This is a genomic window from Acinetobacter sp. YQ_14, assembly GCF_043102985.1.
GTDB classification, from domain to species: domain Bacteria; phylum Pseudomonadota; class Gammaproteobacteria; order Pseudomonadales; family Moraxellaceae; genus Acinetobacter; species Acinetobacter venetianus.
The window spans coordinates 122998-136125 of sequence record NZ_JBICJJ010000009.1 but is presented as its reverse complement, the minus strand read 5'-3'; the positions used below and the strand labels follow the sequence as shown (position 1 = coordinate 136125).

15 protein-coding genes, 2 tRNA genes and 1 riboswitch are annotated in these 13128 nt (G+C 39.6%); of the genes, 8 read left to right on the top strand and 9 right to left on the bottom strand.

The window, feature by feature from the left end; genetic code table 11:
• The first annotated feature begins 11 nt into the window (after nt 1-11).
• Together ACF8D3_RS04680 and ACF8D3_RS04675 are read left to right on the top strand one after the other, a co-directional pair.
• A tRNA-Lys gene (locus ACF8D3_RS04680) sits at nt 12-87 on the top strand.
• Nucleotides 88-208: 121 nt separating this feature from the next.
• Nucleotides 209-284, top strand: a tRNA-Lys gene (locus ACF8D3_RS04675).
• A 124-nt stretch (nt 285-408) separates the two neighbouring features.
• Here the strand turns inward: ACF8D3_RS04675 and hemW are convergent.
• Nucleotides 409-1563 (bottom strand): radical SAM family heme chaperone HemW, encoded by a 1155-nt coding sequence (hemW, locus tag ACF8D3_RS04670; protein WP_392470434.1) that lies wholly within the window; start codon nt 1561-1563, stop codon nt 409-411.
• A 116-nt stretch (nt 1564-1679) separates the two neighbouring features.
• Here hemW and ACF8D3_RS04665 point away from each other — a divergent pair, with 116 nt between their 5' ends.
• The 4 genes from ACF8D3_RS04665 (at nt 1680) to ACF8D3_RS04650 (ending at nt 5475) form a co-directional block, all read left to right on the top strand.
• Nucleotides 1680-2141: a DMT family transporter gene (locus ACF8D3_RS04665; RefSeq protein ID WP_026094232.1), complete on the top strand. Its 462-nt coding sequence runs from the start codon at nt 1680-1682 to the stop codon at nt 2139-2141.
• Between the two features lie 45 nt (nt 2142-2186).
• The gene (locus ACF8D3_RS04660) at nt 2187-3536 is read left to right on the top strand and encodes an MATE family efflux transporter (RefSeq protein WP_004876616.1); all 1350 of its coding nucleotides are present in this window, start codon (nt 2187-2189) and stop codon (nt 3534-3536) included.
• Between the two features lie 249 nt (nt 3537-3785).
• Nucleotides 3786-5081: an AarF/ABC1/UbiB kinase family protein gene (locus ACF8D3_RS04655; protein ID WP_004876614.1), complete on the top strand. Its 1296-nt coding sequence runs from the start codon at nt 3786-3788 to the stop codon at nt 5079-5081.
• A gap of 139 nt (nt 5082-5220) precedes the next feature.
• Nucleotides 5221-5475, top strand: a complete 255-nt coding sequence (locus ACF8D3_RS04650; protein ID WP_004876612.1) for a type B 50S ribosomal protein L31 — start codon at nt 5221-5223, stop codon at nt 5473-5475.
• Between the two features lie 95 nt (nt 5476-5570).
• On the opposite strand, the gene ACF8D3_RS04645 is transcribed toward ACF8D3_RS04650, so the two are convergent.
• From ACF8D3_RS04645 to ACF8D3_RS04635, 3 genes are all read right to left on the bottom strand, one after another.
• A complete protein-coding gene (locus ACF8D3_RS04645; RefSeq protein WP_061392218.1) occupies nt 5571-5894 on the bottom strand; it encodes a DUF190 domain-containing protein in 324 nt (107 codons plus the stop codon).
• 16 nt (nt 5895-5910) lie between these two features.
• A complete protein-coding gene (gene crcB / locus ACF8D3_RS04640) occupies nt 5911-6291 on the bottom strand; it encodes a fluoride efflux transporter CrcB (RefSeq protein ID WP_007479149.1) in 381 nt (126 codons plus the stop codon).
• Between the two features lie 126 nt (nt 6292-6417).
• A riboswitch (Fluoride riboswitch) is annotated at nt 6418-6496 on the bottom strand.
• Nucleotides 6494-7411, bottom strand: coding sequence for a DUF2071 domain-containing protein (locus ACF8D3_RS04635; protein WP_392470518.1), 918 nt, complete (start codon nt 7409-7411; stop codon nt 6494-6496). (Overlaps the previous riboswitch by 3 nt.)
• Before the next feature lie 137 nt (nt 7412-7548).
• On the opposite strand from ACF8D3_RS04635, the gene ACF8D3_RS04630 reads away from it, so the two are divergent.
• Both ACF8D3_RS04630 and ACF8D3_RS04625 read left to right on the top strand, forming a co-directional pair.
• Nucleotides 7549-7881: a HopJ type III effector protein gene (locus ACF8D3_RS04630; protein WP_061392217.1), complete on the top strand. Its 333-nt coding sequence runs from the start codon at nt 7549-7551 to the stop codon at nt 7879-7881.
• A gap of 127 nt (nt 7882-8008) precedes the next feature.
• Complete coding sequence (locus ACF8D3_RS04625; RefSeq protein ID WP_061392216.1) at nt 8009-9256, top strand: winged helix-turn-helix domain-containing protein; 1248 nt, start codon at nt 8009-8011, stop codon at nt 9254-9256.
• Between the two features lie 48 nt (nt 9257-9304).
• On the opposite strand, the gene ACF8D3_RS04620 is transcribed toward ACF8D3_RS04625, so the two are convergent.
• The 5 genes from ACF8D3_RS04620 to ACF8D3_RS04600 form a co-directional block, all read right to left on the bottom strand.
• Nucleotides 9305-9907, bottom strand: a complete 603-nt coding sequence (locus ACF8D3_RS04620) for a flavin reductase family protein (protein ID WP_004876600.1) — start codon at nt 9905-9907, stop codon at nt 9305-9307.
• A 67-nt stretch (nt 9908-9974) separates the two neighbouring features.
• Nucleotides 9975-10385, bottom strand: a complete 411-nt coding sequence (locus ACF8D3_RS04615; protein WP_061392215.1) for a GFA family protein — start codon at nt 10383-10385, stop codon at nt 9975-9977.
• Between the two features lie 131 nt (nt 10386-10516).
• A complete protein-coding gene (locus tag ACF8D3_RS04610; protein WP_061517267.1) occupies nt 10517-11176 on the bottom strand; it encodes a hypothetical protein in 660 nt (219 codons plus the stop codon).
• A gap of 71 nt (nt 11177-11247) precedes the next feature.
• The gene (locus ACF8D3_RS04605; RefSeq protein ID WP_392470428.1) at nt 11248-12441 is read right to left on the bottom strand and encodes a TIGR03862 family flavoprotein; all 1194 of its coding nucleotides are present in this window, start codon (nt 12439-12441) and stop codon (nt 11248-11250) included.
• Nucleotides 12431-13084: an SAM-dependent methyltransferase gene (locus ACF8D3_RS04600; RefSeq protein WP_392470426.1), complete on the bottom strand. Its 654-nt coding sequence runs from the start codon at nt 13082-13084 to the stop codon at nt 12431-12433. The genes ACF8D3_RS04605 and ACF8D3_RS04600 overlap by 11 nt, the downstream gene beginning before the upstream one ends.
• Between the last annotated feature and the right edge of the window lie 44 nt (nt 13085-13128).

Sequence of the window (13128 nt, the reverse complement as noted above, 5' to 3'; positions counted from 1 at the left end):
CAAAACGAGATGGGTCGTTAGCTCAGTTGGTAGAGCAGCGGACTTTTAATCCGTTGGTCCCGCGTTCGAGTCGCGGACGACCCACCATTTAATATTTTGTTAGTTTGTAAAATGTATTTTACAAATGCCTGTAAGAGGTTTAACGTCATAGAAAATCATAAATTTTCTTTTATGACAAAGTAAAAAATATTTTACTTATCCTCGTTCAGGGTCGTTAGCTCAGTTGGTAGAGCAGCGGACTTTTAATCCGTTGGTCCCGCGTTCGAGTCGCGGACGACCCACCATATTCTAAAAAGCCTCATCATAAATGATGAGGCTTTTTATTTTGTCTAAACTATTTTTCCAAATGATGACAAATAAATTTAAATTGCTTTAAGCATCCTTGCTCAAAGCATTCATATCATTACATTATAAAAATGCTTCTAAGACTGAGTTTAAGAATATATGCCCTTGAGCTGTGCAAGCTAAGATAGCAGAGTCTTCAAGCAATAATTTTTTGTCGCGTAATTGCGTTAAAACATCATCTAAATCACTCAACGCTAAGCCTGTACGTTGTTCATAAAGTTCAGCTGGCACACCGTCATTTAAGCGTAGTGCATTCATCATAAACTCAAAGGGTAATTCGTCTGCTTCAATTCGTTTCATTTGCACATGATCAGCAGGAACTTTTGCTAAGTAATCTTTGGGCAAGCGTGTCTTCTGAAAGCGGTAAATCCCATCAGGACGCGTCACTTTACCATGTGCCCCAGCCCCAATCGCCAAATAGTCTCCAAACTGCCAATAATTTAGATTGTGTGTAGATGGCTTTTCCTTTCGCCATGCAGAGACTTCATAATTTACGTAGCCATTTGCAATAAGATAGGCCTCACCTTTCTCCTGAATATGCTCTAAAACTTCATCTTGTGGCAATATAGGCTGAGTTCTAAAGAAAACAGTATTTGGCTCAATGGTTAACTGATACCAGCTAATATGCGTCGCTCCATGCGTTACAGCTAACTTTAGATCTGTGAGCGCTTGTTCTTCTGTCTGCTCTGGTAAACCATGCATTAAATCGACATTGACACGCTCGAAGCCTGCCTGACGAGCCTGCTGAATTGCATCCAAAGCATTATCTGCTGAATGAATCCGCCCTAAGCGCTGTAAGTGATCAGCATCAAAACTTTGTACACCGAGCGATAAACGATTAATTCCAGTCGCAAGATAATCTGCAAAAGGATCATGCTCAACTGTTCCCGGATTGGCTTCCAGTGTAATCTCACAATCGGCTTCAAAATCCAATCGAGTTTTAAGTTGATCGAATAACCACTGATAGCCTTGTGCTGAGATTAAAGACGGCGTTCCACCACCAATAAACACACTATGAATTGCACGACCTTGAGCCATTTCTATCTGTGTTTCAAAATCAGCCACCAAAGCCGCAAGATATTGTTGCTCCAAATCCATAGATAACTGCCCATCAGGAACAGCATGCGAATTGAAATCACAATAAGGACATTTACGCACACACCAAGGCATATGGATATACAGAGAAAGTGGAATATTTGCTGGATTTAAATGACTCAAAGTAAAAGCTCAATAACAGAACTTTTCTATTTTAACATGACTCTCTCAATCAGCTTATTATCATCACTTCACGATTCAGTTAGACTGTGATTACAAAGAACAATTAGATTGATAATATGATGAAAATCTCTAGCCAATTGCTATTTATTCTCCCCCTTGCATTAGGTGTTGGAATTGCAATGGCATTTCAAACAGCAATCAATGCTCAATTCCGAGAATATTTACATTCTCCGCTTCAGGCCGCATTTCTTTCATTTCTTGTTGGCACAGTTATTTTGGCTTTTTTAGTCTATTTTCAGGATGTATCTAAACCAAATTTAAGTGAACTTTCAAATATTCCGTGGTATTTATGGATTGGCGGTTGTCTTGGGGTTTATGCCATTAGTATGAGCATTTATACTGCACCTAAGCTCGGTTTTTTGACTTTTTCTGGTTTAGTCATTTTTGGGCAACTGGTGATTTCAATGTTACTTGATCATTTTGGCTGGATAGGTACGGACAAAACGCCTATAAATTGGCAACGTTTGCTTGGCGGTATTATCATTTTTATCGGTGTGTTACTCACCTTACAGCGTTAGGGCTGTAGCCCCTAACTCTCCTTTATTTTTATAAGAGTATTTTTTGTGTCTCACACTTCCACGACGCGCTATGAATTGAAGCAATTATTCCATTTGATGCTTCCTATTCTAATTACTCAATTTGCTCAAGCTGGTTTAGGCCTGATTGATACCATTATGGCAGGGCATCTTTCCGCTGCTGACCTTGCAGCGATTGCTGTTGGTGTCGGCTTATGGATTCCTGTTATGTTGTTGTTTGCAGGAATTATGATTGCTGCTACGCCGCTCGTTGCGGAAGCGCGTGGTGCCAAGACACCTGAAAAAATTCCAACGATTGCTCGCCAATCTTTGTGGGTCGCTTTCATCCTCGGTATTTTGGCAATGCTGATCTTGCAAGCAATGCCAATGCTACTGCCACTTTTCGGCGTACCAGAAGCCTTATTACCTAAAGCGAGCTTATTCTTGCATGCGATTGGCTTTGGTATGCCCGCGGTAATGATGTATGCAGCATTACGCAGTTACTCCGAGGCCTTAGGCCATCCACGTCCTGTTACGGCAATTAGCCTAATCGCGTTACTTGTCCTCATCCCGCTGAACTTTATCTTTATGTATGGATTTGGGCCAATTCCTGCATTGGGGAGTGCTGGATGCGGTTTTGCTACAGCAATTCTACAATGGTTAATGTTCATCACTTTGGCGATCTACATCTCTAAAGCAAAAGCATATAAACAAGCACCTATTTTCACTCAATGGGAAAAAATTGATCCGTATTGGGTCAAAAGAATACTCAAGCTTGGTTTTCCAATTGGACTCGCAGTTTTCTTCGAAGTTAGTATTTTCAGTACAGGCGCATTGGTCCTCAGCCCATTAGGCGAAAATGCAATTGCTGCACATCAAATTGCCATTTCCGTGACTTCTCAATTGTTCATGATTCCATTGTCTCTAGCTATTGCACTCACCATTCGTGTGGGAATGTATTATGGTGAAAAGAACTGGCTTGCCATGCGACAAGTTCAAAAAGTAGGGTTATTGAGCGCAACATTCTTTGCAGCCTGTACGATGACATTGATCGCGGTTGCACGCCCATACATCGTGGCAATTTACACAGATGACCTTCAAGTGATTCCTGTTGCTATGTATTTACTTTGGTTTGCCATGGCATATCAACTCATGGATGCTTGGCAAGTCAGTGCCGCAGGGTGCTTGCGTGGTATGCAAGATACACAAGCACCGATGTGGATTACGTTGATGGCGTATTGGGTGATCGCCTTTCCAATCGGGCTGTATTTAGCACGCTATACCGTTTGGGGTGTCGCAGGTGTTTGGTTAGGATTGATTATTGGTTTAACCATCGCATGTGTATTACTTATTGGGCGATTGTATTTAAACAATAAACGCTTAGCCAACCTCCTTTAGATATTTTTTCTAGTGAAGCTGTGAGTCTCACCACAGCTCTCAAGAGAATTTAAATATCAAGAAGAATAAAAATAAAATGTACTCAACAACCTAAAATCACCTTAGATGCTCAAGCACTCCCCTCTTTTAAATATAATTTAGGGGAGATTTTTAAATTACATCACTTAACATTTTGTTATAGGCAATTTAAGTTTTGTCGCCTATGATCAAAGTATCAATTTAAAACTGGATCGTATGAGGTCAAGCGAAATGGCGAAGCATGCAAGTTCACCCAGTAAACGTTTTCTAAAACTCGCTGGTATGACCGCAAGTATTGCGACCAAAAGCGTCGCCAACTCCATTCGCAATCTCAATGCAGACGAAGAACAAAAAAATGCAGCACGAAGCCAACTCTTTCAAGATATCGGATTACAAATTGCTGATACCTTAGGTGAAATGAAAGGCGCGGTAATGAAAGTCGGTCAAATCGCCTCACAGTACAAAGATATTTTCCCACCTGAAGTCGCTAAAGCAATTGCCAAACTACAACGCCAAGCACCAGCAATGCCTTTCGCTGCAATTAAACAGCAAGTTGAAAAAGAGCTAGGTAAACCATTAAATGAAGTATTTAGCTCTTTTGAAGCAGAGCCTTTTGCTGCTGCATCGATTGGACAAGTACATCGTGCAGTGCTACCGAATGGTCAATCAGTTGTGGTCAAAGTGCAATATCCAGGGGTCGACGATGCATGTGAAAGTGATTTAAAACAAGTCCGTCTTGCACTTCGTCTCATGGGTGTTTTAAAAATTGATAAAAAATTACAAGACCAACTTTTTAAAGAAATTCAAGATAGTTTATCTGCTGAACTTAATTATGAAATTGAGGCACAAAACCTCGAAGTCTTTAAAACATTTCATGAAAAACTCGATGACCAAGTCATTATACCGACGGTCTATAAAGAATATTCTTCTCGTCGCGTTCTTACACTCAGCTTAGAGCAAGGCGAATCTATTGAAACGGCGAGTACATGGTCAGTCGAAACACGCAATCAAATTGGTCGACGTTTAATTCGTGCTTTGGGTCAAGAAATGTTTTTCTTAAAACGTTTTCACTGTGACCCCCATCCAGGGAATTTTGCATTCCGAGAAGATGGCAGTATCATCATTTATGACTACGGCAGTGTAAAAACCCTTTCACCTGAAATCATTCAGCATTTTAAAGCATTGGTGAATGCAGCTCGTCAAGAAGATATTAATCAGGTTGAAAATCTACTGGTTGAGCTACATTCGATCGCTGAAAAGCAAAAATTTCCAAGCGAGCTTTATGTCCAGTGGATCGAAATCCTACTGCGTCCATTAAGTACACATTACGATTTTGCTGAAAATTCATCTCATCACGATGGCATGAGACTGGTGAAGAAATCATTAAAATATTGGGATGTCTTTAAACCATCACCTGATACGCTGATGGTCAATCGAACGATTTCAGGACATTACTGGAATCTCATTCATCTGAAGGTGCATGACAATTTGAATGATCTTTTTGAAGAACTGGTACCGAATTATTAAACCCATCCTACTTTTCATCGGCGAATTTAAAAGAAGCTGTATTATTTAAATGTGTAAATAATACAGCTTGAAGTTTCATGAATTGACTTCATATATTGTTATGTTATAACATTTCCATATAAATTAGGAGTATTTGAAAATGCGTAAAAATATCCACCCTACATACCAACAAGTTCTATTTCATGACACCAATGCGGATGCTTATTTCTTAATTGGGAGTACGCTTCAAACCAAGCAAACGAAAGAATATCAAGGTAAAGTTTATCCATACGTTACGCTGGATATTTCAAGTGCATCACACCCGTTTTATACAGGCGAGCAACGTCAGGCAAGCAATGAAGGTCGTGTTGCAAGCTTTAATAAACGCTTTGGACGTTTTAACCGCAAGGGTTAATCTTATTTTAAGTTTCACCGATTAGGCTGTAATTATTCGAAGTCTAAGGCAATCTCCTCCGCTTAGACTTCTTTTTTTATGCCTAAAATTCAAATCTAGTTTTCAGATTGTCCAACGAAACCAAACTCAATGGGTGCTTTGACATAAAACAAAGAGATTTCTTTGCTATTCAAATAATCTAACAATTCCTTTGCTTGATCCTCTGTCACAGCAAACTGAACTTGTACTGGGCGATCCGCAAGTTCAAAGAAATGTCCAGAATGCAATTGACCGTGATGGTCTAAACCTTCGACAGCACTTAACATCGTTGCACCTCTTAGATTCATTTGCTTCGCGACACTAAACAACCACTCATTCATTGGCTGCCCCTGATAAGTTCGATTTTGGGCAGTATAAAAAGTAATTAAAAATCCATTCATTTTGACTATTCCCCAACTAGGCCGCGCTTAGCCACTGATGTAAGCTCATTCCTAAAATCGTAAATAACAATGAGCCTAAAACATGAATCGCAATTGCGGCACATGCATAACCTAATTTACCACTTTGTAATAAGGTCACGATCTCAGCTGAAAAGGTTGAAAATGTTGTAAGCGCACCACAAAAGCCTGTGATCACAAAAAGTTTGTAATTCGGGCTGAGTGAGCTTTGAGAAAAATATGAAATTGCAAATCCAATGATAAAACCACCAACAAAATTTACGGCGACTGTTCCCAGTGGAATATTAGGAAAAATTGGATTGAGCTTGAGTCCAATAAACCAGCGCAACCAAGCACCAAACATTGAACCTAATGCAATCGAAATTAAAGGATAATACATGACTCACTCCAAACACTGATTTGGAGATAAATAAACATTCAACATGGGTTTATTTTTCTGAAGACTGATCATCTGCGAACTCCAAAATAAAGAACAGAGCACGCACAAACCTACGCCCCTGTTCAGGGTAACGTAGGCATCATTAGCTCTCATCTTGCAGAATGGAGCGGTTTGTGACAGGAGGAATACCATCTCCTTTGCTCTAAAATAACATATTTTTTAGACAACTCAATACTGTGTATAAACATAAAGTTATCCACAATTTAGTTCGGTTTTTTAAGAACCGCTCACCAAGTACATGAAAATCTAAAGCAGGGACAACGAATGCAAAAGCATTTGTATCACTTTCCACGCCAAATTTCTTTAATAATGCTGGCGCGTGAAGAGACAAGATTTGAGCAGCTCGTATATCTTCATACTGAACAGGCATCTCAATATCTCCCTGTGAAATACATTCAGGTCGATCAACCCATTCTGCCCAAGCGTGATCTTGATCCACCAAAAACTGTACCGCCTCATCCCATGAATCAAACATCTGTTGCCATGTTGGTGTGAGTGTTTTTTCCTGTATCATTTTTACATCACTGTTAAATGAATAGTCTGTATCAACAAAAACATCTGTCTGAATACTTTGCTGCTGTGGATTAAACTGATGCTGAAATACAGGTGCATATTGTGCAGGCATCACATCACTGGCTAAGCGTCCACCAATCACATAGAGATACTGATCTAAAAGCACTTGCTCAAAAATCACAGTCTTCGGATAAGTATGATCTAGATAAAATCGCCAATTACTTTGCTGTGGCGACGGCATCCATTGACGTAACCCACCTAAAAAGCGAAAACCGAAATGTTGATGTTGATAGGTTAAAATCGTAAAAATTGTTTTACCTTGCTTCTCCCAAAGTGGTACATCAGAAGGATAATGCTGACGTACCTGCTCCACATCTACCAGCCAAGATAAATAGACAATATCTTTGACCTGACTTTCTAAACGCATAAATGGAATACAACGCATCAACAGTCGGCGAAACTGCAAAATCAAACGACAACTCAAAAATTTGGCAAGCAATTGAAAAAGTGTATTTTGTTTAGGTGGCTTAAAACGATGTCTATTCATTGTTGTCATATCACTCATCATTGCGATGAGCATAATCATCTTCAATCAATACGTCCAGTTTGGTCACATCGACTCATCAATTTCAGTCATTCAATGCTATGATTCTTGCATTCAGTGAAGTGAACATGGAATTTAAAATGGCTCAAAGCTTATTGGCTCAACTTAAAGATGGTTCTGCAAAGTTTGCAGATGTATTGGCATTTATTGAAGCACGTTACCAACATACCCCTACGGCTTTTCAGAATGGTGCACTATTCAATGCAGCAACCGAGAATCAAGGCAGTGCTAAAGTACTCACTTTTGCAAAGCTAGAAGGTTTAAATCAACAAGATACGCTGAGCTTATTTGCAGAACATTATGCATCTGTTCTCGCGACGCCAGAAGCAACAGACCATCAAAACATTCGTCAGTTTATGCAAAATGGCTGGGAAGGTGTAAAGTTTGAAGGCGAAGCTTTAACTGCAAAATAATGATCTTATTGGCTCAAGATAGCCATGACGCTAGGGGGGCGAACGCTGTTCGCCTGCTCTGCTTTGATGCTCCCTTGAGCATTTATATTGTCGACTGCATAATTTTAAAAATAATCTGAGAAAAATAATGCTAATCAATCAAAATCATATATTACAACAACTCAGGAACATCACTTTAGCAGCACAAGGCCTTCATCAAAAATCAGCCTTTGGAACAGGTAAGGCAGCCGTCATTCAAACACTGACACAATTGGGTTATGTGCAAATTGATACCTTATCCATGGTGGCAAGAGCACATCATCACACTTTTTGGACACGTATTCCTGACTATCAACCGCAATGGCTCGACCAATTGGTTGCAGAGAGTCAGATTTTTGAATATTGGTTTCATGCAGCATCTTATTTGCCGATACAAGATTTTAGATACGCGCTGCCCAAAATGCACAGCATCAAAAATCGAGAATCACGTTATTATCAAGCGGACGCACAAGTCATGCGTCATGTTTATGATCGAATCCGCATTGAAGGCGCTCAAAAAGCGAGAGACTTTGAAAGCTTAAGCAAAAAGCAAGGCAGCTGGTGGAATTGGAAACCAACCAAAATGGCGCTTGAGCAGCTTTTTATGCAAGGTGATTTGATGATTAGTGCTCGAAACGGCATCGAGAAAGTCTATGATTTGAGCGAAAGAGTGTTGCCCAATCATATTAATACTACATGTCCAGACCCGCTTGAATATGCTGAATACTTGGTTAAGACCTATTTACGCGCTTATGGCTTTACGACGATCAAACAAATCACCCATTTAAAAACCGAGCCGATCCTGCGGAAAAATATTGTATTGGTTATACAACACATGCTTGAAGAAGGTGTAATCCAAAAATTAAATATTGCTGAATTTCCTCCAATCTACGTCCTGACTGATTTGCAAGATCAAATCGAAAATACACCACATAGCAACCTGTCACTGCTCTCGCCTTTTGACAATGCCATTATTCATCGTGAACGAATCAAAACCCATTTTGACTTTGATTTTCGTCTTGAGTGCTACACACCACAAGCCAAACGTAAGTATGGATATTTTTGTTTGCCGATCTTATTTGGCGATATTTTTATTGGTCGAGTAGATTGCAAAGCACATCGTAAAAATGGTCGATTTGAACTTATTCATTTGCATATCGAAAATACACAGATTGACATGTCATCTTGGTTGCCGCCATTTTTTGATACCTTACAACGCTTTGCTCAGTTTAATCAGTGCCAATCTATTGAAATCACGCAGATTAGCCCGCCAGCATTATCCAGTGTAGTTCGTCAATTTCTGAAAATTGGCTGGGAAGAAGTAAGCTTTAAAGGTGATGCTTTCACTGCAAAATAATCATTAAGCAGGGATTTTTTCCTGCTTTATTAACTCTGAAATTGAGTTTTATGGTCTAGATAACTTACGCAATTCATTGGTTAAGCTATAAAAATCCCCACCCATTTTCCCAACACTGTGTAAATTCTGTTGATCAATCATTGTGCCATCCCAAAGATGATCAGCCACATAAATTGCCTTTACATCTAACAATGCAACTGTACCGCCAGAAGCTAAACTACTCAGTTGTAAAACCTCTCTTAATTGGCATTCATATCGAATCGGTGCATCTTTTACAGCCAATGGCTGAACAGAATGACTCTCACAAGATTCAATCTTAGCGAATTCAAATTCGCTCTGTTCTGGCGGCAACAGTGCACAGGATAAATTCATCTTTTCCAATAATTCAGTATTGGCAATATGAATCACACATTGCTTCGTTGCGATTAAATTTCTTAAGGTATCTTTATCTTGACCACTTTGTGGGTTGACTTGTGAATACCACAGAATCGGAGGATTACAGCTTGCAACATTGAAAAAAGAATAAGGGGCAATATTGGCTACACCCTCAGTAGATAAGGTACTAATCCACGCAATGGGTCTTGGTGTAATGCCTCCGACCAATAACCGATAAACTTCTGTTGGCGAAAGTGATGCCGTATCAAAAATCATATTTATACCCAAAACACGGACCAAGAAATCAAATACATTGCCGAATCATCAAAAAGCAATGCTTGCTTTATGGACGCTCCTCAAACTGAGGTAAATCATCTGCAATACAGTCCCACTCTGCTTTAGAGCCAACAAAAATATGCATCTGAGGCTTTTGCTGCAAAGGTGTATCCAAGGTCCCTATTCTTAAACGATATAACTCAGGTTGTGCATCTCGTGAACTAATCAAGGGTGAACCACACTCACCACAAAACCAACGATATACACCTGATGCTGCAAATTTTTTAACTAAATTTTCGCCTTGAGTAATTTTAAATGCTGTGCTGCTGATCGGTGCATTGGTCGCAAAAGCTGTGCCATTAGCTTTACGGCAGCGCTGACAATGGCACTGTATAACATCACCAATCTCCCCGTGGATTTCATAATGAATACCACCACACAAACAGCTTCCTTGAAAAATCGGCGCAGCTAAAGACATAGTTATTATCCCAATCAAAGTTTTCTAAAAATTAGCATTAATAAAATAGAAATAACAAGCAAATGGTAAAAACAAAAGTATTGAAAATTTGAATGCTATGCTTAGAACTTTGAAAAGCATTACGTTTTAAATTAATTTACTAATGCTGCAAATAAACCACCAATCGTAATGTAGAAAACGACAGGCATGCCCAAGAACCAAAACTTAGCCCAAGCATTGGTGTTAAAAACCTGTGTCGCTCCACGATAACTTACCCAACATGAAAGCAATAAAAATGGAATTGTTATCACAGCTAAAAACGTCGAATTATTATAGGCATCGACATAATTTTTATAGAGAAATGTTTGAATCAAAGTCACAACAATGATCGGCAATACATAAACTAATGCCTGCAAAACAAACACATGTCGAGCAAGTTGTGGGTCAGCATTCTGAACACCAGAAAATTGCAAACGCTTTTTATACCACCAGCCTTGTATGACCCAAGCCAATGCAGCCGACAAAATGCCCATTCCCAGCACCCAAAGCCAGTAGGCGAACCATGTCTCTGTCAGGGAATCTGTAAAAGATGAAGATTGACCAAGCTCAGAACTTAACAGCTTCTGATCAATGCGATCCATTACAGCGACAACACCAATCAAATAAGCCATCAGCATAATACTTTTATGGTGATAGTGATTCGATTGAGAAAAAAATGTCTTCGGTTTAAAAAATAAATTGAATAAATTTTTTGGTTGAAATGGTTGAATAATTTCTATGTTTTGCTCTTCTAAAGTGTGTTCAGTATTCATATCGGCTCGTCATAAATTAGAATATTTTTAATCAAAATAATATCGGATATAGCGTAAAAAAGTGAGCTACTTCAGTCACTCAAAAGTTGATGAACACCTTGCCCTGCTGCTCGTCCTGTTGCAAAACAGGCTGTCAGCAAATAGCCACCTGTAGGTGCATCCCAATCCAACATTTCACCACAACAAAAGATATAAGGATTAGATCGCAATTGTAACTGCGGAGACAGTGCCGCTTGCTTCACGCCGCCTGCACAACTAATGGCTTCTTGAATAGGACGGAATCCATCCAAAGGAATACATAACTGTTTGATATGTTGCGCCATTCGTCTAGCATCAGACCACTGTACTTTAGTAATGACTTCACGAATTAAATTGATTTTGACTTGATCTAAGCCCGCTTTACGCCAAATATTAGTTAAAGACTGCTTTTTATTGCCTTGTAACTTATTTTCTAACTGCGCCAAACTGACATCGGGCAGCAAATCCAAATAAAGTTGTAAGACTTGATGGTTGGCATTTAAGGCTCTTAAATCACGCCCTAACTTATAGATCACACCACTTTCCAAACCGTAGTGTGTAATCACAATATCGCCATGCGTTTTGTTTTTTGCATTCACCCATGCATCAACGCGTTTAAGGGGTTGTCCAAAACAATCTTGCATGAATAGCGACCATGATTTCAGCACCCCAACATTGCTGGGTTGAAACGTTTCAATTTCACCTTGTGCTAACCAATCTTGCCATAAGCCATCACTGCCCAACTGCACCCAAGACACCGCACCACATGCCAAAACTATCGCATCATAACTTGCAGTAAAATGCTGAGTCTGATTTTCAATCGTGAGTTGATTTTTAGATAATTCTACACAGCGATGGCGATAGTGAAATTTTACCTTCGCTGTCATCAAACGTTTCAGCCAAGCACGAAGTAAAGGCGCTGCTTTCATTTCAACGGGGAAAACACGTCCAGAGCTGCCAATATAGGATTCAATGCCTAAACCATGCATCCAATTTTGAATCCACGCTGCATCCCACTGTTTGATCCAAGGCGCAAGCCATTCCGCTTGATCATAGCGTTGAATAAAATCCGCGATAGGCTCATTGTGGGAAATATTCAATCCTGTTTTCCCTGCCATTAAAAACTTGCGTGCAGCAGATGGTTTTTGCTCAAACACATCAATCGTATAGTCATATTGACTGAGTACTTCAGCTGCCATTAAACCTGCTGGGCCAGCGCCAATAATGGCAATGCGCTTATTCGGCATCACTGCTCTCAGACATGATCTGCCCTTGTAATGGCATGAAATCATCAAAACGCGTGACATATTCCTGAGGCTTAGTCATTAGCAATTGCTGGCATAATTCACCGCGTTCTAAGTACTTAATTTCAAAATGTGTACGTACCGAATCGCTAGCAATTTTTTGTTTTTCATACGGCAGCTTCCACAATTCAATCAGTTGCTGTTCCGCTTCATCAATATATTCGGGAATGTTACTGGCAATCGTAATCGTACCATTCGGCTTTAAGCGCGAAATTAGAAACTCAAAAAAAGGCATATTTAACCAGCGTTGTGCTGGATTATGAGGTTCTGGGTTGGGATAGAGAATAAAGAAATGTTCAACTTGTGCTGGAAATAAAGCATGGACGATCCACGGTAATGCATCTGCATGAATCGGGTTTAAATATTCACGCACTTCCAGTTGATGCTGTTTTTGCATCGCCAAAAATTTTTCTTTAGTACGCTCAATTGCATATAACGTGGTTTGAGGATTTTGTCCTGTAAAAAGTAAGGCATGCTTACCTTTACCAGCACCAATTTCAACGCAAATTGGTGTATTTGGAATTTGCTGAAAATCTCGTGGAGCTTGCATTCTATGCGCTTGAAATTGACGAATCGACATAATCACATCAAACTATCTATAAATCGGGCATAAGTCTAACAAGTCACTTT